General features: G+C 60.1%; 18 protein-coding genes. 11 read left to right on the top strand and 7 right to left on the bottom strand.

Annotated features, from left to right (window positions below; all coding sequences use genetic code 11):
- Positions 1-3248, bottom strand: a 3248-nt coding sequence (locus BMY54_RS27530; RefSeq protein WP_093441243.1) for a DUF6531 domain-containing protein, incomplete at its 3' end; no start/stop codon positions are given.
- 193 nt (positions 3249-3441) lie between these two features.
- Here BMY54_RS27530 and BMY54_RS27525 point away from each other — a divergent pair.
- A complete protein-coding gene (locus BMY54_RS27525) occupies positions 3442-4032 on the top strand; it encodes an NUDIX domain-containing protein (RefSeq protein WP_093441239.1) in 591 nt (196 codons plus the stop codon).
- Between the two features lies 1 nt (position 4033).
- On the opposite strand, the gene BMY54_RS27520 is transcribed toward BMY54_RS27525, so the two are convergent.
- Positions 4034-4549: a methylated-DNA--[protein]-cysteine S-methyltransferase gene (locus BMY54_RS27520; protein ID WP_093441234.1), complete on the bottom strand. Its 516-nt coding sequence runs from the start codon at positions 4547-4549 to the stop codon at positions 4034-4036.
- 153 nt (positions 4550-4702) lie between these two features.
- Here BMY54_RS27520 and ggt point away from each other — a divergent pair, with 153 nt between their 5' ends.
- The 3 genes from ggt (at position 4703) to BMY54_RS27505 (ending at position 8240) form a co-directional block, all read left to right on the top strand.
- On the top strand, positions 4703-6430 hold the full coding sequence (gene ggt / locus BMY54_RS27515; RefSeq protein WP_093441230.1) for a gamma-glutamyltransferase: 1728 nt from the start codon (positions 4703-4705) through the stop codon (positions 6428-6430).
- 66 nt (positions 6431-6496) lie between these two features.
- Positions 6497-7030 (top strand): cysteine hydrolase family protein, encoded by a 534-nt coding sequence (locus BMY54_RS27510; RefSeq protein ID WP_093441227.1) that lies wholly within the window; start codon positions 6497-6499, stop codon positions 7028-7030.
- Positions 7031-7226: 196 nt separating this feature from the next.
- Positions 7227-8240 (top strand): lysozyme inhibitor LprI family protein, encoded by a 1014-nt coding sequence (locus BMY54_RS27505; protein WP_093441223.1) that lies wholly within the window; start codon positions 7227-7229, stop codon positions 8238-8240.
- A 19-nt stretch (positions 8241-8259) separates the two neighbouring features.
- On the opposite strand, the gene BMY54_RS27500 is transcribed toward BMY54_RS27505, so the two are convergent.
- On the bottom strand, positions 8260-8904 hold the full coding sequence (locus BMY54_RS27500) for a TetR/AcrR family transcriptional regulator (RefSeq protein ID WP_093441219.1): 645 nt from the start codon (positions 8902-8904) through the stop codon (positions 8260-8262).
- 143 nt (positions 8905-9047) lie between these two features.
- Between BMY54_RS27500 and BMY54_RS27495 the strand changes: the two genes are divergently transcribed.
- On the top strand, positions 9048-9506 hold the full coding sequence (locus BMY54_RS27495; protein WP_093441215.1) for a GNAT family N-acetyltransferase: 459 nt from the start codon (positions 9048-9050) through the stop codon (positions 9504-9506).
- Here BMY54_RS27495 and BMY54_RS27490 read toward each other — a convergent pair.
- Positions 9497-9805, bottom strand: a complete 309-nt coding sequence (locus BMY54_RS27490; protein WP_093441210.1) for a DUF7693 family protein — start codon at positions 9803-9805, stop codon at positions 9497-9499. The two genes, BMY54_RS27495 and BMY54_RS27490, sit on opposite strands and share 10 nt — an antisense overlap.
- 156 nt (positions 9806-9961) lie before the next feature.
- Here BMY54_RS27490 and BMY54_RS27485 point away from each other — a divergent pair, with 156 nt between their 5' ends.
- On the top strand, positions 9962-11407 hold the full coding sequence (locus tag BMY54_RS27485; protein ID WP_093441205.1) for a SulP family inorganic anion transporter: 1446 nt from the start codon (positions 9962-9964) through the stop codon (positions 11405-11407).
- A gap of 569 nt (positions 11408-11976) precedes the next feature.
- Here BMY54_RS27485 and BMY54_RS27480 read toward each other — a convergent pair.
- Positions 11977-12489, bottom strand: coding sequence for a carboxymuconolactone decarboxylase family protein (locus BMY54_RS27480; RefSeq protein ID WP_093441201.1), 513 nt, complete (start codon positions 12487-12489; stop codon positions 11977-11979).
- Positions 12490-12620: 131 nt separating this feature from the next.
- Between BMY54_RS27480 and BMY54_RS27475 the strand changes: the two genes are divergently transcribed.
- Positions 12621-13436: an AraC family transcriptional regulator gene (locus tag BMY54_RS27475; protein WP_093441192.1), complete on the top strand. Its 816-nt coding sequence runs from the start codon at positions 12621-12623 to the stop codon at positions 13434-13436.
- A 3-nt stretch (positions 13437-13439) separates the two neighbouring features.
- Here BMY54_RS27475 and BMY54_RS27470 read toward each other — a convergent pair whose 3' ends face one another.
- Positions 13440-14333, bottom strand: a complete 894-nt coding sequence (locus BMY54_RS27470; RefSeq protein ID WP_093441187.1) for a DMT family transporter — start codon at positions 14331-14333, stop codon at positions 13440-13442.
- An 89-nt stretch (positions 14334-14422) separates the two neighbouring features.
- Here BMY54_RS27470 and BMY54_RS27465 point away from each other — a divergent pair, with 89 nt between their 5' ends.
- From BMY54_RS27465 to BMY54_RS27450, 4 genes are all read left to right on the top strand, one after another.
- Positions 14423-15754: an aminotransferase-like domain-containing protein gene (locus tag BMY54_RS27465; RefSeq protein ID WP_093441182.1), complete on the top strand. Its 1332-nt coding sequence runs from the start codon at positions 14423-14425 to the stop codon at positions 15752-15754.
- A gap of 52 nt (positions 15755-15806) precedes the next feature.
- The gene (locus BMY54_RS27460) at positions 15807-16193 is read left to right on the top strand and encodes a c-type cytochrome (RefSeq protein WP_093441176.1); all 387 of its coding nucleotides are present in this window, start codon (positions 15807-15809) and stop codon (positions 16191-16193) included.
- 197 nt (positions 16194-16390) lie between these two features.
- Positions 16391-17086, top strand: coding sequence for a hypothetical protein (locus BMY54_RS27455; RefSeq protein WP_093441166.1), 696 nt, complete (start codon positions 16391-16393; stop codon positions 17084-17086).
- Positions 17087-17198: 112 nt separating this feature from the next.
- Positions 17199-17492 carry a hypothetical protein gene (locus BMY54_RS27450; RefSeq protein WP_093441161.1) on the top strand — a complete coding sequence of 98 codons (294 nt, stop codon included), beginning with the start codon at positions 17199-17201 and terminating at the stop codon, positions 17490-17492.
- Here the strand turns inward: BMY54_RS27450 and BMY54_RS27445 are convergent, their stop codons facing one another.
- Entirely contained in the window at positions 17493-19133 is a 1641-nt protein-coding gene (locus tag BMY54_RS27445; protein WP_093441156.1) for a sensor domain-containing diguanylate cyclase, read from the bottom strand.
- Positions 19134-19361: the final 228 nt, after the last annotated feature.

Genomic DNA, 19361 nt, shown 5'->3' with positions numbered 1-19361 from the left:
CCGCAGGCGTCGTAGCGGTAACGCAGGGTGCCCCAGCCCTGATGCTCGGTGATCAGCCGGTCCTGACGGTCGTACTCGAAGGCCAAAGGATGTTGCTGGCCGTCGTCGACACCCACGAGTCGGCCGAGTCGGTCGTACTGATAACTGACCTTGATCCCGTCGGGCAGGGTTTTGACCAGCAGGCGCCCGGCAGCATCGCGCTCATAAGCGGTGAGCAAACAAGAGCCGTCATCACCGAACTCGGTCTTTTCCAGCAAATGGCCGTTAAGGTCATAGGCGTACGCGGTGCGGCGGCCGTCAAAACCGCTTTCCTGACGAATCAGCCCGGTGGAGGTGTAATCCAGCCGATACTTTTCCCCGGATTCGTTTTCAATCTCGGTGAGCAGCAGTTGCGCATGGTCATAGCGGTACTGCACCCGCGTGCCGTCGGGGTTGATCCGCCGCGAAACCAGGTGCAGATCGTCGTCATACTCATAACGGGTGATGTGCCCCTGTTCATCGCGCTCGGCGGTGACCTGACCGTAGGCGCCGTAGCTGTAGGCGCGGGTGCTGCCGCCAGGAAATGTCGTCTGAATCAGTCGGCCAACGGCATCCCAGTGCTGACGGGTGACCGCACCGTGTTCGTCTGCGGTCGTGGTCCGCCGCCCCAGTGCATCGTAGGAAAAGCGCCGCACGCCACCGTCGGGCAAGGTCTCTTCGGTCAACTGGCCGAGGCTATTCCAGACCAGCCGATGCCGGCTGCTGTCCGGGTAGCGGATCGACAGCAACTGCCCACGGGTGTCGTAGTAGTAATGGGTGACATGGCCGTCGGGATCGACCGCCTCGGTGACATCGCCCTCGGCATTGCGCCGGTAGATCCACACCGCCTCGCCGCGTGAACGCCGGTACAGGAAACCGTTGCGATACTCGTAGGACGTGGGCGCCTCATCCGGTGGAATCAGCGCGATCAGCCGTCCGACTTCGTCGTAGCGGTATTCGGTGACGGCGCCTAACGCATCCTGCTCGGCAATCAAACGCCCCGAGGAGTCATAGGCCTTTAGCTGCTCGCCACCATCCGCCGAGACTTGACGCACCAGCCGCGCACGCTCGTCGTGAACGTAGGTCTCTTCGGTGCCATCGACGTAATGCACCGCGACACTGCCGTCATCGTTCCAGACGTAACGCGTGTCCATCTGCGAAAACGATGCCCAGTGCCTGACACACCGAGCGGCTTTCCCCGAACGCTCCCACTCCCAGAAGAAGCTCGCGCCGCCGGCCAGTTGCCGCTGCAGGATCACGTGAGCGTCGTCGTAGTCGTAACGCTCGCTTTCACCGACGGCGTTGGTCGCTTCGATCAGATGCCGGTAGGCGTCGTAGCGGTAGCTGACCAGCGCCTGTTCGGTACTCCAGGCACCCTCGCGAAACACCTGATAATCAACACCCAGCAACTGCGCCTGCTCATAGCGCAACAGCAGTGAGCGCCCGGCGCCATTGTCCAGGCGCTGCACCCGGTCAGAGCGATCGCGTTGCACCGTCAGACGATTGCCATAGGCATCGCTGATCGCCGTCAGCCGTCCTGCGCGAAAGTGATAAAAACGCGCCGCGTCCCCGGCCAGCGCGAGAATCAGCTCCTCCGGTTCATCACCGAGAAAAATCGCCGCCCGCGACAAACTGTTGTGAATCGCCGGCCGCTCAACGCTCGGCAGCGGGAAACGGGTACGGCGGTTCTCGTGATCGACCCAGACAACCTCGTCGCCGGCAAACTCCAGCCGATGCGCCAGCGAATGACTCCAGCCAAACCCCAACCCAACATCGATTTCGGCGGCGCTGGAGCGATACAAACGGGTGAACTCAAACGGCAACACGCCATCGAGCACCGCATCGCTCAGAGTCAGCAGTTCTTCACCGGTGACCATCGACACCGGGCAGCCGTTGGTGCAGGTACGCGGCACGCAATCGGCGCTGTCGCCGTTGGGGTTTTTCGCCTGATCCGGCGAATCGTCGTGCGGCTCATGCCGCTCGATCCGGCTCGAACCGCCAGACTTGTCCCGCACAACAGGCGCCGGGTTTGGCACGGTCAACACCAGCGAATCGGCCTGACGAATGTTCAGCGGTATCGCCGGTGTCGGTTTCAACTCAACGTCACGCACATTGAGCATCAGCGGCTTCAAAACGCTGGCATGCCGCGTCAAATCCGCCGAGGACGTCAGTTCGGCCAAGCGCAACGCCGAGGCCGCCAGCCACTCCCGCGCGCGCGGCGACTTGATCTTCGCCAGCACCTTGCTGCTCAAACGCAGCGGCACGCCCATGCCACCCGACACGCCCATCAACAGGAAGCTGATCAGCAATTCGACGCGCACCTCGGCCACTATTTCAGCCAGATACTGCGGCGGCAGCATCTTCAGCCAACTGGTAAACGCGGCCAGATGAATGAACAACAGCGGCTCGTCACTGAGGATCAGCAAGCCATTGGCGATGGCGTCGCTGGAGGCTTGCAGCAGCGCTTCAAGTTCTGCGTCGCTGAGGTACTCGAGCAGCTTTTCACTGTTGGCCTGCAAGTCGGCGAGCAGGGCGAATACCTGGTGGATGTCATCCCAAACACCATTCAGGGCTTGCTCGAATCCACGCCAATCGGCCTGTTGCAACTGACCGTAACGTTCAAGAAACCCGGCGCTGGAAAACTCCGTCCACTGGGGTTGAAACCTTGCCCACTCCGCGCGCAGCCAGCCTTCCAGGCCTGCAATGACGCCTTCATAAGAGGCATATAGAGCACGCACATGGTCGGTGGACACATCGGGAAAGAAGGTGATGCGATAACGCTGGCCCCGATCGCAGTCGGTCACTTGCAGAATGCCGCTGGGGCCGATGGTGTAACGCAGCGGCTCACCGAAAGTCAGCACGCCGCCGACATCGGCAAGCACCGGTTCGAGGGTTACCGGGGTGTTGCCAATCGGCACAAACCTCGCGGCCTCGAACATGTGTACCAGCGTCAGCGACCCGCTGGCCGAGCACATGGCCACGGATGAACTGAGCGGCTGGCGCGACTTGATCGGCGCGCTAAGGCGCACGTCGTTGCCGACGGTAAAGACCTGCTCGACATCCAGCGCCGTCCCGGTCCAGAACTGCTCGGCCCAGGCGTCGTAGTTGTTCAGGCACAGGCGGAATTCGCGGATCAGGTGTTCGAAGTCCGGCTCATCGGGATTCAAAGCAGCAACAACGAGCAGGCCGATGCTGTTGTTCAGGGCCAGAAGCCGATCGGTTGGAAGCATTCGCAGTCTCTCGCGCACGTCAAAAAGGTGCGGGGACTTTGCGGGGGATCAATCAGGAAAGAAGTCGGGCGAGTAGGTGATGTCTGTAGGATGTTTCGACATAGTTTGTGGGGCGGTATAGGTTTTCGTTTTTTCGTTCACAAAAAAGGGCTTTTACCTACCCAGGGGCCTTCAATGAAAAGGATCAAGCGTCATGTCCAACACAGCCGAGCGGGTCAATATCATCGACACTCAAGTGTTGTCCCATGACTGGTATTTGCTGAAGAAAATCACTTTCGACTATCACCGCAACAATGGCGAGTGGCAGCGTCAGACCCGTGAGGTCTACGACCGTGGTAACGGCGCAGCGATTCTGCTGTTCAACCGTGCACAGCGCACGGTGGTACTGACCCGGCAGTTCCGCTTGCCGGTGTTCGTCAATGGTCATGATGGTTTGCTGATCGAGGTGGCGGCCGGGTTGCTCGAAGGCGCGGCACCGGAGCAGCGTATCCGCGATGAAGCCGAGGAGGAAACCGGTTATCGCGTGCACGATGTGAAGAAGGTGTTCGAGGCTTACATGAGTCCGGGGTCAGTGACCGAGAAGCTGCACTTTTTCATTGCCGAATACGATTCGGCATCGAAGGTTGGCGAGGGTGGTGGACTGGAAGAAGAGACCGAAGAGCTGGAAGTGCTGGAGTGGGGGTTCGACGAGGCGTTGGCAGCGTTTCAGCGCGGTGAGATCTGCGACGCCAAGACCATCATGCTGTTGCAGTATGCGGCGATGAATAATCTGTTCGGCGCTTGATTCAGAACAGCTCGCCGGTTTTGCCAATTTGCGACCACTGCCCACCCTCCAGGCTCAGCAAGTGCTCTTTCGCCGCAAGCCCACCGGCAAACCCGGTCAGCTTCCCCGACGCGCCGATCACCCGATGACACGGCGCGACAATGGAGATCGGGTTGCGTCCGTTCGCTGCGCCCACTGCCCGTACAGCGCTGGGATTGCCAATCTGTCTGGCAATCTGGCTGTAGGTGCGCGTCTGGCCAAAAGGAATGGTCAGCAGCGCCGCCCAGACCTTTTTCTGAAAATCGGTGCCAGCGAAATCCAGTTCCAGATCAAAACAGTCACGCGTCCCGGAAAAATATTCTTCAAGTTGTCGAGCCGTTCGAATCAGGATCGGATTGTCGTGTGCCTCGCTCATCGGCCCGAGGCGCACGCGGTTCGGTTTATCGTTTTCCCAGAGGATGGCCGCCAGTCGTGAGCCGTTCGCGACCAGCTTCAGCTCGCCGACGGGCGAGGGCAGGGTGATGAACGTATAAGACATGACGACAGACTCCGGAGCAGGGTGGCAACAGCGCCCAGCATACTGCCTGATCGGGGAGGCGCAATACGCAAAGCCGACCATACTGCTTGGTGCTCTTGCAGCGTTTCCCCCTCTGTTCTGCACAGACCCTGAAAACAAAAAAGAGATCGACTCATGAAGTACGAACCTTTGGCCAAATCGCTGATAGCGACCTCACTGGCACTCAGCTGTCTCATGGCTCACGCGGCGTCGGTGGCACCGGTTGCCGCAGAAAACGGCATGGTGGTCACCGCGCAACATCTGGCCACCCATGTTGGCGTCGACGTATTGAAAAGTGGCGGTAATGCCGTCGATGCGGCGGTCGCCGTGGGTTACGCGCTGGCGGTGGTCTATCCCGCAGCAGGCAACCTGGGCGGAGGCGGCTTCATGACCATTCAACTGGCAGACGGGCGCAAGACCTTCCTCGATTTTCGTGAGAAAGCACCACTGGCGGCCACTGCCAACATGTACCTCGACAAGGAAGGCAACGTCATTCCCGACTTGAGTACCCGTGGCCACCTGGCGGTGGGCGTGCCGGGCACCGTGTCCGGCATGGAGCTGGCGCTGAGCAAATACGGGACCAAACCGCGCAAGGAAATGATTGCGCCGGCGATCAAACTGGCGGAAGACGGTTTTGCGCTGGAGCAGGGTGACGTCGAGTTGCTGGAGTACGCCACCGACGTGTTCAAGAAGGACATGCGCGACTCCGGTTCGATCTTCCTGCATAACGGCGAGCCGATGCAGGTCGGGCAGAAACTGGTGCAGAAGGATCTCGGCAAAACCCTGCGGACCATTTCCGAAAAAGGCGCCGACGGCTTCTATAAAGGCTGGGTTGCCGACGCCATCGTCACCTCCAGCCAGGCCAACAAAGGCATCATCACCCAGGCTGACCTCGATAAATACAAGACCCGCGAACTGGCTCCGGTGGAATGCGACTACCGTGGTTATCACGTGGTCTCGGCGCCACCGCCAAGCTCTGGCGGGGTAGTGATCTGCCAGATCATGAACATCCTCGAAGGCTATCCGATGAAGGATCTGGGCTTCCATTCGGCCCAAGGCATGCACTATCAGATCGAAGCCATGCGCCACGCCTATGTTGATCGCAACAGCTACCTGGGCGATCCGGATTTCGTCAAAAACCCGATCGAGCATCTGCTGGACAAGAACTACGCGACCAAACTGCGCGACGCCATCCAGCCGCAAAAGGCCGGCGTGTCGGCCGAACTCAAACCCGGCGTAGCCCCCCATGAGGGCAGCAACACCACTCACTACTCGATCGTCGACAAGTGGGGCAATGCGGTGTCGGTCACTTACACCCTCAATGACTGGTTCGGCGCGGGCGTGATGGCGAGCAAGACCGGGGTGATCCTCAACGATGAAATGGACGACTTCACCTCCAAGGTCGGCGTGCCGAACATGTACGGCTTGGTGCAGGGCGAAGCCAATGCGATTGCTCCGGGCAAGGCACCGCTGTCGTCGATGAGCCCGACCATTGTCACCAAGGATGGCAAAGTGGTGATGGTGGTCGGTACACCGGGCGGCAGCCGTATTATCACGGCGACTTTGCTGACCATGCTCAACGTCATCGACTACGGTATGGGCCTGCAGGAAGCGGTCGATGCGCCACGTTTCCACCAGCAGTGGATGCCGGAGGAAACCAACCTCGAAGACTTCGCCGCCAGCCCCGACACGAAGAAGCTCCTCGAGAGCTGGGGTCACAAGTTTGCCGGCCCGCAGGACGCCAACCACATCGCCGCGATTCTGGTGGGTGCACCTTCGCTGGGCGGTAAGCCGGTCGGCAAAAACCGTTTCTACGGCGCCAACGATCCACGCCGCAACACGGGCTTGTCACTGGGTTACTGAGGAGCGTAAAAAGGGGGCGGGCTCAGGTCCGCCCCTGTCTCAAGGACTGATCAAGGAAGGCTCATCATGACCACCGCATTACTGATCATCGACGTCCAGCGCGCCCTCTGCTCGGGCGAATATCAGTGCTACGACATTCAGCGCGTGCTCGACACCATCAACGGTCTCAGTGCTCGCGCACGCAAGGCTGGCGTGCCCGTGGTGCTGATCCAGCATGAAGAAAAGGACAGCCCGTTGGCCCATGGTGCCGAAGGCTGGCAACTGGCCGAAGGGCTTGAGACATCGCCTAAGGACCTGCGCGTACGCAAGACCACCCGGGACTCGTTTTACCAGACTGACCTGGGTAAATTTTTGCCAAGTGAAGACTTCGAAAGACTGGTTATTTGCGGTCTGCAAACCGATTACTGTGTCAATGCGACCGTACGCCGGGCCCATGAGCTGGGTTATGACGTAGTGCTTGCCGCCGACGCGCATTCCACCGTCGACAACGGCAATATGAGCGCCGAAGACATCATCGCCGAGCACAACAAGGATCTGGCGCATTTGACTGGCTCGGTGGCGCGTATCGACGTCAAACCCGCAGCCGACATTACGTTCTGACTATCCACACAAAACCTGTAGGAGTGAGCCTGCTCGCGATAGCGGTGTGGCATTTGATGCAACATCGTCTGACCGAACGCTATCGCGAGCAGGCTCACTCCTACAGTGATTGCGAAATCCTGATTGCTATGTACATCAGGGATTTCCGCTGGCAGCACTGGCATACTGCGCGCCGTCCGAAGAATGGAATCTCTCGATGTTCGCTATCTCCCGGCGTCATGCCTTGGCGCTGATGTGCCTTGCGTTTGCCTCTATCACCCACGCCAGCAGTTTCGATTGCGCCAGCGCTGCCAGCAAAACTGAAAAAGCCATTTGTGGCGACCCGCAGATCTCGCAACTCGATGAGAAGCTGGGCAAGCTCTGGCACTCGACATCGGCTGATGTCCCCGATGCCAAAGCCCTCAAGGCAGACCAGCGGCGGTGGCTGAAAAACCGCAACGCCTGTGGCGATCAGACAGCCTGTTTGCGTCGGCAGTATTTAATGCGCCTGACCGAACTTGAACACGCCACCCAGCCCTTCAGTTGGGACGCGACCTGGCAGCTCATTCCGCCAGGGACCTCAACCTCGGCGACAGTCATAACCCAGCGCCGCGACCCCACGCACATCAGCATCGACATCACGGCGGCTGAGGGCGCCAACTCCGGTGATCTGGATGGCGTTGCCACACTCAAGGACGGTAAAGCCGTTTACTCGGAAGACCAGTGCACCCTGTTGTTCACCCCCATCAATGGTGTGCTGGATATTTCTCTCGTGGGTGCAGGCGGATATTGCAGTGCCGGGTTGGGCGTCTACTACACCGGTCGTTTTGTCGCTTCGCAGCAACCGCTGACGCTGGATTACGACATGCTCAGCCTGGGCCTGGCGCAAACACCGGGAGAAAACCAGGCACTGCACACGTTGCTCAAGACTGATTATCAGACGCTGGTGGAAAAGTCCGGCTCGTTGATGACCGCTGAATCTTCCGCTGATGTACCGGGTAGTCAGGTCTGGGAGATGTGGATGCGCGGCCTGGGTGGCACCGGCATCGTGATGCGGTCAGCCGATGGCCATTTCTGGGTCTTGTTGGTTACCTACGACAACGCCGGACACTCGCGCCTGCGCTATTACACCGATGTTGCGAAATGGAAAAAACGTCTACCCGGCGCTTTGCACGACTGGAACGAGCGCATGAAAGATCATCTGGAACTCCCCGTAGACTTCATGCCCTGATCTGCGCAGCATTGCGCCATCACGTCGCAAACAACACCCCACGAATCTCGCCCACCCGCGGCGCTACGACCACGCCCTCCAGCACCATGCGCGTGATCGTCTGTGCCGCCGTTTGATAATCCTCATCCTGCGGCACTTCGCGCCCCATGATCCGGCCCATCTGCCAGCCGATATTGGTGTACGTGCGCGTTGCCGACCAGATGAACAGCATCAAATGCTCCGGATCCACCGGCGCGAGCAAACCGCGCTCGATCCAGCTGCGCAGACATTCAACGTTGCGCCGCGCTTCGGCCTGCAACAGATCGCGGCACTCATCCGGCAACTGGCGACCGCCCAATAACAATTCGCCACTGAACACCTTGGCAATCGCCGGATGTTCGCGGGCGATGCGAATGCGTGCGGCCACGTAGGCGCGCAGTCCCGTCAGCGGATCATCACTTTCACGCAGCACCGCCGAGGCTTCCAGCAGCGGCTCGACAAACCCCAGCAGCACTTTGCTGTAGAGGTTTTCCTTGCTCTGGAAGTAGTAATACAGATTGGCTTTGGGCACCCCGGCACGCGCCGCGATATCGCGGGTCTGGGTGGCGTTGAAGCCGTTGGCGGCGAATTCCTCGCTGGCAGCGGCGAGGATCAACTGCTCGTTGCGTACGCGGATGGCACTCATGGCAATACAGGTTGGCTGGACGGCATGGAAAGATTCTGGCGATTTCGGTTTCGCAATATACAAAACTATATAACGATGAAGCCAGCACACTCGAAGGGCGACGCTATGCTGGTTCGATCATTGACTGGAAACGGAGCAGGCACATGACCCTTCAGACACTGCGGGCCGACGCGACACACCTGGATGCGGTGGCGCAGTTGTTCGACGCTTACCGAGTCTTTTACCAGCAGCCGTCGAACCTTGAGCAATCACGAACCTTCATCGCCGCGCGCATGGCCAGCGATGAATCCGCGATTTCTCTGGTTCAGGATGAAAAGGGCGAGGCGCTGGGGTTCGTGCAGTTGTATCCGACGTTCTCGTCCATCGATGCCCACCGCACCTGGCTGCTCAGCGACCTGTTCACCACGCCCGCCGCCCGTGGGCGTGGGGTTGGCCGATTGTTGATGAACACTGCACGCGACTTTGCCTTGGCGACCGGTGCCAAAGGGCTGGTACTGGAAACCGCAACCGACAACTTCACTGCGCAGGGGCTGTATGAATCATTGGGTTATGTCCGCGATACGGGTTACTACACCTATTTGCTCGACTTGCGTCAGGGCTGAACGGCCGCCATCAGCATTAGCTCGATCTGCGCCAATTCCCAGGTACTGAGCAAACTCACCGGATCGGTGCCGTAACGCTGCCAGCTCTCCAGCGCACCTTCTTGCCCATCGTCGCTGCGGGCAAATTCACAGTGGTGTAACCGCCCACCTTCAACATCCAGCAGCAGGCGCCAGCCCTCGATATCGACCGCAACCAGTCCGGCTGCGGTGGGCACATCGCAGATGTTGAAAGCGAGCACACCCAGCGCCGCTTCACGCAGACGCTGACACACCTCGCGGGCGCTCAGAAATGCAGACATGTCGAACTCAATGACCAGAGAAGCGGGCCAGCATAAAGGTCGGGCCGACAAGTGTCAGCGTTCACTGGCCCGATCCGCGACAATTCCGTAACATCCGCAACCCTCTTTTTCCCGAACACCTGCAGCCGCGCTCGGTGGCTGCTCGATAGGTAAGCCATGAAACCGATTCGTCTGCGCGCCGATGTCCTGGCCGGACTCACCACCTCGTTTGCCCTGTTGCCCGAATGCATTGCGTTCGCACTGGTGGCGCACCTCAATCCGCTGATGGGCCTGTACGGCGCGTTCATCATTTGCACGCTGACGGCGTTGTTCGGCGGCCGGCCGGGCATGGTCTCCGGCGCGGCCGGTTCGATGGCCGTGGTCATCGTTGCGCTGGTGGTGCAACACGGTGTGCAGTATTTGCTGGCGACGGTGTTGCTTGGCGGTTTGATCATGATGGCGTTCGGCTTGCTGCGCCTGGGCAAACTGGTGCGCATGGTGCCGCACCCGGTGATGCTCGGCTTCGTCAACGGCCTGGCGATCATCATTGCGCTGGCGCAACTGGAACATTTCAAGAACGGTGAGGACTGGCTCAGCGGTACGCCGTTGTACCTGATGGCCGGGCTGGTGGCGCTGACCATGGCCATCGTCTATATCCTGCCGCGTCTGACGAAAGCGGTGCCGCCGGCACTGGTGGCGATCCTCGGCGTCGGTCTGCTGGTCTATCTGTTCGGCCTGCCGACCCGCACCCTCGGCGACATGGCGCACATTGCCGGCGGCTTGCCGACGTTCGCTTTGCCGGACATCCCGTGGAATCTTGAAACCCTGCGCATCATCGCGCCTTACGCGATTCTGATGGCGCTGGTCGGTCTGCTGGAAACCCTGCTGACGTTGAACCTGACCGACGAAATCACCGAAACCCGTGGCTATCCGGATCGCGAGTGCGTGGCGCTCGGTGCGGCCAATATGGTCTCGGGCGCATTCGGTGGCATGGGCGGTTGCGCGATGATCGGCCAGACCGTGATCAATCTCAGCTCCGGTGGGCGCGGGCGCTTGTCTGGCGTGGTCGCTGGGGTGCTGATTCTGTTGTTCATTCTGTTTCTGTCGCCGCTGATCGAGCGTATTCCGCTGGCGGCGCTGGTGGGTGTGATGTTTGTGGTGTCGCAGCAGACTTTTGCCTGGGCGTCGTTGCGGGTGGTGAACAAAGTGCCGCTCAATGATGTGCTGGTGATCATTGCTGTGACTACCATCACTGTGTTCACTGATCTGGCCACCGCGGTGTTGTGCGGCATCATCATCGCTGCGCTCAACTTTGCCTGGCAGCAGGCGCGTGAGTTGTATGCCGATGAGCATCTGGAGGCTGACGGCAGCAAGCTTTATCGTTTGCATGGCACGTTGTTTTTTGCTTCGACTACGCCGTTTCTCAATCAGTTTGATCCGGCTAATGATCCGGCCCGGGTGACTTTGGATTGTCGGCATTTGAGTTTTGTTGATTATTCGGCGATTGCGGCTTTGAGGACTCTGCGCGAGCGCTATGCCAAGGCGGGTAAGCATTTGCAGGTGTTTCATTTGTCTGAGCGGTGCAAGAAATTGTTGAAGCGGGCGGGTGAGGTGCATCACTGATTGTCTGGCTGACCGGGTATATATCCGTTGCTGCGGTCACGGCCACTTAGGGTTTCGCCCTTACGGCGACTCACTTTTTTTACAAACGCCTAAAAAAAGTAAGCAAAAAAACGCTTGCTCCTACGTGCGGCCCGCTCGCTGGGGCTCGGGGTTCCTTCGCTCCGGGCTCCATCCGGGCGCATCGCCTACGGTTTGCTTCGCTGCACCTCCTCTCGATGTGTTTGGCTGCGCCAAACGGTCGCTGCGCTCCCACCCCCGGATAAATCCCTCCACTCAGCCTTCCGACGTCGCCCGTGGATCAAGATCAAGAGCTGCAGCCGAGCTAACGCTCATCCTGTTGAGTGGTTAGAAGCGATGCGGTGCGAGGTGGGAAGTGCTTTTTTTTCTGTGGGAGCGAGCTTGCTCGCGAAGGCGGCCTGGCAGCCGACCAATTTTCTATCGGATGTACTCAGTCCCAATGTAGGAGTGAGCCTGCTCGCGATGGCGTCGGGTCGGTCAAAGATGCTTTGAATGACACGCCGCTAGCGCTTGCAGATTCGCTCCCACTGGTGTTGTTGTGTGGCCAGACTTCAGATGGCCGGGAAGTCGATATCGGTCAGCGCCGCGTTGTTCAGGTAGTTGGTCAGGCTCTGCACGGCCACCAGTGCGATCACTTCGATGATCTTCACGTCGTCGATGCCGGCAGCGCGGGCGGCGGCGATTTGTTCATCACTCAAGTGGCCACGGCTTTCAGTCAATTGGCGGGCGAGGGTTGCGTAGGCGTTGAGCTCGCCCTGGCGTGCGGCGACGATGTCCTGCGCCGAGAGCCCGGCTTTGCCGGCAAACAAGGTGTGTGCCGCCAGGCAGTAGTCGCAACCGTTGACCTGTGAGGTGGCGAGGTACACGGCTTCTTTTTCCTGGGCGTTCAGCGAGGTCTTGCCGAGGATGGCCGAGGCTTGCACGTAGGTTTCGAGGGCCACCGGTGCTTTGGCCAGGGTGGTGAAGACGTTGGGCAGGAAACCGATTTTCTTCTTCACGCCTTCCAGCACAGGGCGGCTGGCGTCGGCGGCGGTTTCGAGGCTGATAGCGTGGATGCGGCTCATGGTAATTCTCCGAAAGTCCGGTGCGAAGTGCGCCGGGGATGGAGGTCATGTTATGCAGTGAGGCTGGTGGATTGGCGGCAAATCGTCGAGGATATGCGGCAGATCGTCCAGATATGCCCTCGGAGTCGTCCATGGATCGCCTTTCAACGTTGCTCAGCCATTTCGGCGTGAATGCCGGTACGTTCCACAGCGGCGCGTTTTGCGGCGTCAGCGTTCATGACAACGAGCCGGTGGGGCATGTGCATCTTTTGCAGGCCGGTGAATTGCTGCTCAAACCGGGCAACGAGCGTGAGATTCACCTGAGCGAACCGTCGCTGATCTTCTTCCCCCGACCCTTTACCCATCGCATGTTTGCCGATGAAGCCATGGACACCCGATTGGTCTGCGCCACGCTGACGTTTGATGGCGGCTCCGGCAATGCCCTGGCGGCGGCGCTGCCGGATTATCTGGTGCTGAAACTGACGGACATCCCGGAACTGGGCAACACCGTGGAGTGGCTGTTCAACGAAGCGTTCGAAGGTCATTGCGGGCGGGTGGCGGTGATGGATCGCCTGTTCGAACTGCTGGTGATTCTGTTGCTGCGGCACTTGATCAGCAGTCGGGAGCAACAACCGGGGATGATCGCCGGTCTGGCCGATCCACGCCTGTCCCGTGCCTTGAACCTGATGCACGAGCAACCGCAAAAACCTTGGAGCGTGGCGGATCTGGCCGCTGTCGCCAACCTGTCCCGCGCCGGGTTTGCCGAGCAGTTTCGCCGGGTTGTCGGGCAAACGCCGGCCGATTACCTGCTGAGCTGGCGCGTCAGTCTGGCGCAGAAACGCCTGCGCGAAGGCAGACCGATTGCGCTGATTGCCGAAGAGGTCGGTTACGAAAGTCCTTCGGCGCTGGCCCGGGCGTTTCGGCGCAAGACCGGGCTCAGCCCACGCGAGTGGAAGGCGGGTGCCTGAGGATCATTTGGCGAATTTCTTCGCCCCGGCGACACACAGGATCACGCCAAACGTCACGGCGAGCATGCCGAGGCTGACCTGTTCATGCAGCAGCGTCGCCGCCAGCGCCAGACCGAAAAACGGCTGCAGTAATTGCAGCTGACCGACCGCGGCAATCCCACCCTGAGCCAGACCGCGATACCAGAACACAAAACCGATCAGCATGCTGAACAGCGACACATAGCCCAGGCATAGCCACGCCGACAGACTGACCGTGCTGAACGAGGCGGGCGCCAGCCACACACTCAACACCGTCATGAGTGGCAGCGAAAGCACCAGCGCCCAGCAAATCACCTGCCAGCCGCCGAGAGTGCGCGACAACTTCGCGCCTTCGGCATAACCGAGACCACAGGCCAGAATCGCCGCGAGCATCAGCAGATCGCCAGTGGGCGAGGCGGTCAGACCTTGTGCCAGCGCGAAGCCGACCACCAGCGCGCTGCCGAGCATCGAGAAAATCCAGAACACCGGTCGCGGCCGCTCACCGCCGCGCAGCACAGCAAAAATCGCTGTGGCCAGTGGCAGCAAGCCGACAAACACAATCGAATGCGCCGACGTCACGTGTTGCAACGCCAGTGCGGTCAACAGTGGAAAGCCAAGCACCACGCCCAGCGCGACAATCAACAGCGACAACCACTGATTGCGCGCCGGGCGCCGCTCGCGAAACAGCCACAACAGCGCCACCGCCAACACCCAGGCGATGGCGGCGCGAACCACCGTGAGAAACACCGGATCGAACTCCAGCACCGCCATACGCGTGGCCGGCAGCGAACCGCTGAAGATCACCACGCCGATAAAACCGTTGATCCAGCCACTGGTTTTTTCCAGTGACGGGGTCGTCAGATTCGAAGTCCTTTCCATCACCGTTCACGCTCGGAAGTGGGTTGCATTGCGGTCATGCTAGAACCGAGAATCAGCACAATCAAAGAATTGTCATGGATACATCCGGCATGCCACGTTCGCGCTACAAGACACTGGTTGACGCCTACGCGGCGGACATTCGCTCGGGGATGTTGCCGCCAGGTACACGGTTGCCGACCCATCGGCAACTGGCGGCTCAGGAAGGGTTGGCGCTGGTCACGGCTTCGCGGGTGTACGCGGAGCTGGAGGCCATGGGCCTGATCAGCGGCGAGACCGGGCGCGGCACGTTTGTCCGCGAAACGTCGTTGTCGCCGGGGCAGGGCATCGATCAGAAAGACGTGGCGGTCGGCATGATCGACCTCAATTTCAATTATCCGTCGTTGCCCGGTCAGGCGGATTTGTTGCGCACAGCGCTGCGCCAATTGGCGTTGTCCGGCGATCTGGAGGCGTTGCTGCGTTATCAACCGCACGCCGGGCGCGGCCACGAGCGTGCATCGGTCGCGCGGCACCTGCTGACGCGCGGGGTGAGGGTCGAGGCCGAGCAAGTGCTGATCGTCAACGGTGCCCAGCAAGGCCTGGCCGTCACGCTGATGGCGCTGCTCAAACCCGGCGATGTGATCGCCGCCGACGCGCTGACCTATTCCGGGTTCAAGGTGCTGGCCGGAGCGCTGCATCTGGAAGTCGTAGCCATTGCGCTCGGTGATCAAGGGCCGGATCTCGCCGCGCTGGACAAACTCTGTCGCAGCCGCTCGGTGCGCGCCGTGTACAGCATGCCGACGTTGCACAACCCGTTGGGTTGGGTGATGCCGCTGGCGCAGCGCGAGCAGTTGGTGGCGATTGCACGGCGATATGATCTGACAATAATCGAAGACGCGGCCTACGCCTTTTTGGTTGAAAACCCACCGCGTACGCTGATCGATCTGGCGCCGGAGCGCACGGTTTACGTCTCGGGCCTGTCGAAAAACATCGCCACAGGCCTGCGTGTCGGTTTCATCGCCGCCCCGACCGACGTGGTGCCAGCACTGGAACGCATCATCCGCGCCACGACCTGGAACACCCCAGGCGTCATGACTGCCATCGCCTGTGGCTGGCTCGACGACGGCACGGTGACGGTGCTTGAGGAACAGAAGCGCAACGACGCCAAGGTGCGGCAGGCACTGGCCACCGAAGTGTTGAAAGGACTGCCAAGCATTGGCCATCCGGCGTCGTATTTCCTGTGGCTACCGCTGCCGGAAGACGTGCGCGCCGATCAGATTGTCGTCGAGCTGATGCACGAGCAGATTTCCGTCACCACGGCTGAACCGTTTTCGGTGGCGGGTCATGTGCCGCATGCGATTCGCCTGGCGTTGGGCTCGGTAGAGATGGACGTGTTGCGTCAGGCGTTGAGCAAAGTCAGAAAGATCATTGGCGCTTACCTGTAAAAACAAAATGCTACCCTTGCGTCGCCCGATGCAGACCGATCCGGAACCCTCGATGAAAAACACCGCTGCACTGTCACTCGCCCTGATGCTCGCCACTGGCCTGTCCAGTACGTTCACCCTCGCCGCAGGCGACCCCGAAGCCGGCGCAAAAATTTTTCCGCGTCTGTGCGGCGGCTGCCATCAGGTCGGCGAATCGGCCCGCCCCGGATTCGGTCCGCAACTCAATGGCATCATCGGTCGGCCCGCCGGTACGTCGGCGAATTACGTGTATTCAGAGGCGATGAAGAACTCGGGAGTGACCTGGGATCGCGAAACGCTGATCGCCTATCTGAAGGACCCGAAAGGCGTGGTGCCGGGTACGCGGATGATTTTCTGGGGCTTGAGCGACGAAGAAAAACTCGACAATTTGCTGGCGTACCTCCAGACCTTCACGCAATAACGGCAGCTCCTACAGGGCGTGCGTGTTTTTGAGGTGCAGCGATGTCGGTTGATGCTCTCTGTGGCAACCCCCTCCATCACGCTCGATTGATTCCGCCGCCAGGGTCATGACCGTCACCACTACGTCTTCTTCGCGACTCAAGTATTGCGATGTTCGGGCGATATGCCGGACACCCAAGTCCCTGATTGAAAAATGACATGAAAAAGCTACTCGTCGCTGTTGCTGCCCTCGTTTTGCTGACGGGTTGCGTGACCAAAGATCTCAGCGTTGAAGACCGCCAGCAGATCAAAACCGTGAAAGTGCTGCCGGTGTTTGTTGCCGTCGATAACTTTCAATACACCAGCATGACGCAGGCCTGGGGCGCCGGCCTGGGTGCTGGAGCCGGCGCAGCGGCAGGTATGGCCTCAGGTGCTTCGACTTCTGGCGCCGGTGCGTTAACGGGGGCGGGCTCTGTGGCAGGGACGAAAGCGGCGGACGTGGCCACCGGCGATATCACTCTGGCGATTCGCAACAACATGAAGGCCAATGGCATCGACCTGAGCCAGTTGATCCGGCAAAGCTTCGAAAAACGCGTACAGCAGGAACATCTGTTTACCGTGGTGGGCGAGGGTGAGCGAGCCGATGCCGAGGTCGAAATTCTGGTCTCGCAATGGGGCCTCTGCCTGAAGAACTTCAGCACCGTGTTGTATCCCGTCATCGGTGCCACGGCGCAAATCAAGCGCAACGGCTCAGCGGTATGGCGTAATTTCGACACGATCTCTGTATCCAACGATGCCAACACCATCGCCTATACACCGGAGCAGTACGCCACGGATCCCGAGGCGTTGCGCAAAGCGTTCAGCCATGTGTCCGATCTGGTGGTCAACAAGCTGGTCGATCACTTGAAACAGTAATCGGCACAAGGCGATCGTGTTCGCGGAACGCTGCGGTCGGTCACGGGTCGATAGGGTACTTGTGCGGTATTTCCCTATCGTCCGGCACACCGTTGCACTCAAGGAGCTCACCATGAAATCTCTGCTACTGGCAGCCCCGCTGTTGCTTGTCAGCGCAATCGCCCATGCCGGCATCTCTATGCTCAACGCGACGTGCCCGGGCAAGATCGAAGTGCACGCCGATGAAGGCGGGCCGATCTACATCAATGGCAATGAAGGCCAGTTAAAGAAATTCAATGAGAACTACTTCGAAGCCAAAGGCGCGGGCGTGACCATTTCCCTGAGCATCAATCCCGACGGTTCGCCTGCGGTGTCGTACACCGGGAAGAACCGGGCCAACGGGATTTGCGAAGTGAAGAAGGGCTGATCACGCCACCTGATTACGACCTGCCGCCTTGGCCTGATACAACTGCTGATCGGCGCGTTTGATCAGTGCGTTGTGGTTGTTATCGGCCGGGTCCGCCAGGCCGATGCCGATGCTGACCGTCACTTGCCCGATCACCGGGAAGTGAGCTTCGGCGACCGCCACGCGGATCTTCTCGGCGACGACTTCCGGAGTGTCGGGTTTGGCGATTTCCGGCAACAGCACAGCGAACTCTTCGCCGCCGTAACGGGCGACGAAGTCCGTGGTGCGCAAACTGCTCTGAATCAACTGCGCCAATTGTTGCAGCACATCATCACCCACTGCGTGGCCGTGGGAATCATTGATGCGCTTGAAGTGATCGGCATCGATCAGCAGCAGGGAGAACGGACGTCCGGTGCGGCGGAACAGCAGTGTGTATTCGGTGAGTTTCTCGTCGAAACGGCGACGGTTGTAAACGCCGGTCAAACTGTCGTGGGTCGCCAGGCTGAGCAATTCGGCATTGGCCTGCGTCAGCGCAGCGGTGCGTTGCGCGACGGTTGCTTCCAGCGAGGCATTGGCCTCTTGCAGCTCGCGCTCTTTGCCGAGCAGCGATTGCGTCATGGCATCAATGGACTGGCCGAGCTGGGCAATTTCCAGCACCGGGTGCTGCAGCGGGAATTGCGCACCGGGCTGTTGGTTTTGCACTTGCCGCGCCGAGCGCGCGAGCTGTTCGATCGGTCGGCTCAGGTACAGCGCCAGGTAGTAAGCCACCAAGCCGAACAGCACCGCCGCGACCACACCCAGGATCAGCAATTTGTACATCAGCAGGCGCGCCGGTTGCAGTGCGGTTTCCAATGGCTGGCGCACGGCAATCGACCATGACAGCACCGTACTCGATGGCGTCGGTACGGTGACCACGCTGGTGAGGAATCCGTTGCCCGCCGTCCAGCCTTGCCTTTTGGTGTCAATTGCCAGTTGCTGACCCATCAGCGCTTCCGGGTAGAGCACTTTGCCATCGTGATCGATGATCAACGCTTCGATATCCGGCGTTGAGTTTTTATGCGAAAGCGCCGCCGACTCAACAATGCGCGTCACCCAGCTCCAGTGTGCGTGGGCGCCAAGAACACCAATCACCTGGCCGTCTGCGTTGCGGATCGGTGCGGCGAAATCGATGAAGCGCAGCGGTTCACCGTTCGGCAGGGCCGGCAGCATTTTCGCCAGCAATACCGCCTCATGAGGATCGCCGGTGTACTCGCCGCGCAACCCGGCCTGGAACCAGGGCCGTTGCTGCACCGATTGGCCGACCAGCAAGTCGTTCACCGCCTGATGCACCTTGCCCTCGGCATCGGTGACGCCCATCCACGCATACTCGGTGCGGGCCTGGGTGCGCAGTTGCATCGATTTCAGAATCGCCGGGTTATCCAGATCACCACGCTCCAGATGCGGCGCACGGCTGAGCAGATACACCTCCAACTGGCGTTCGCGCAGTCGTTCACCCAACAACGATGCAGCCGAGCGCGCGGTGTTGAGCAACGCATTGCCGCTGGCCTGCTTCATTTGTTCCGTGGCGATATGGCCGACATAGAAGCCCACGCTCAGCAGCGTCAGCAGGGATAAACCGGCAAACCAAAGGGTGAGGTGGCTACGCAGACTGGCTTTGAGCATGGGCAGTCGAGGTCTGTTTTGGAGTTGTGGCCGCATGGTATGCGCAATGGGCGGTGGGTGGCCAGTCGGGGAATGGATGGCGCCGGACGTGAAAAAGCCCGGCTGATCAGGCCGGGCTTTCATTGTGATTGCGATGAAGCCGCAGAGTTATGCGACGCGGCGTTCGATCAGGCGATCAGCGCCACCTTCAGCAACGCGGCGTTCGATCAGGCGATCAGCGCCACCTTC

It is taken from the genome of Pseudomonas sp. ok266, assembly GCF_900110195.1.
GTDB lineage: Bacteria > Pseudomonadota > Gammaproteobacteria > Pseudomonadales > Pseudomonadaceae > Aquipseudomonas > Aquipseudomonas neuropathica.
This window is presented reverse-complemented; position numbering and strand designations above follow the sequence as displayed.

Coding starts and splice junctions, on each gene's coding strand:
- BMY54_RS27505 (WP_093441223.1), top strand. CDS start 7,227: ATGTTCGCTATCTCCCGGCGTCATGCCTTGGCGCTGATGTGCCTTGCG.
- BMY54_RS27450 (WP_093441161.1), top strand. CDS start 17,199: ATGAAATCTCTGCTACTGGCAGCCCCGCTGTTGCTTGTCAGCGCAATC.
- BMY54_RS27475 (WP_093441192.1), top strand. CDS start 12,621: ATGGATCGCCTTTCAACGTTGCTCAGCCATTTCGGCGTGAATGCCGGT.
- BMY54_RS27480 (WP_093441201.1), bottom strand. CDS start 12,489: ATGAGCCGCATCCACGCTATCAGCCTCGAAACCGCCGCCGACGCCAGC.
- BMY54_RS27510 (WP_093441227.1), top strand. CDS start 6,497: ATGACCACCGCATTACTGATCATCGACGTCCAGCGCGCCCTCTGCTCG.
- BMY54_RS27500 (WP_093441219.1), bottom strand. CDS start 8,904: ATGAGTGCCATCCGCGTACGCAACGAGCAGTTGATCCTCGCCGCTGCC.
- BMY54_RS27520 (WP_093441234.1), bottom strand. CDS start 4,549: ATGTCTTATACGTTCATCACCCTGCCCTCGCCCGTCGGCGAGCTGAAG.
- ggt (WP_093441230.1), top strand. CDS start 4,703: ATGAAGTACGAACCTTTGGCCAAATCGCTGATAGCGACCTCACTGGCA.
- BMY54_RS27485 (WP_093441205.1), top strand. CDS start 9,962: ATGAAACCGATTCGTCTGCGCGCCGATGTCCTGGCCGGACTCACCACC.
- BMY54_RS27460 (WP_093441176.1), top strand. CDS start 15,807: ATGAAAAACACCGCTGCACTGTCACTCGCCCTGATGCTCGCCACTGGC.
- BMY54_RS27490 (WP_093441210.1), bottom strand. CDS start 9,805: ATGTCTGCATTTCTGAGCGCCCGCGAGGTGTGTCAGCGTCTGCGTGAA.
- BMY54_RS27525 (WP_093441239.1), top strand. CDS start 3,442: ATGTCCAACACAGCCGAGCGGGTCAATATCATCGACACTCAAGTGTTG.
- BMY54_RS27495 (WP_093441215.1), top strand. CDS start 9,048: ATGACCCTTCAGACACTGCGGGCCGACGCGACACACCTGGATGCGGTG.
- BMY54_RS27470 (WP_093441187.1), bottom strand. CDS start 14,333: ATGGAAAGGACTTCGAATCTGACGACCCCGTCACTGGAAAAAACCAGT.
- BMY54_RS27445 (WP_093441156.1), bottom strand. CDS start 19,133: ATGCTCAAAGCCAGTCTGCGTAGCCACCTCACCCTTTGGTTTGCCGGT.
- BMY54_RS27455 (WP_093441166.1), top strand. CDS start 16,391: ATGAAAAAGCTACTCGTCGCTGTTGCTGCCCTCGTTTTGCTGACGGGT.
- BMY54_RS27465 (WP_093441182.1), top strand. CDS start 14,423: ATGCCACGTTCGCGCTACAAGACACTGGTTGACGCCTACGCGGCGGAC.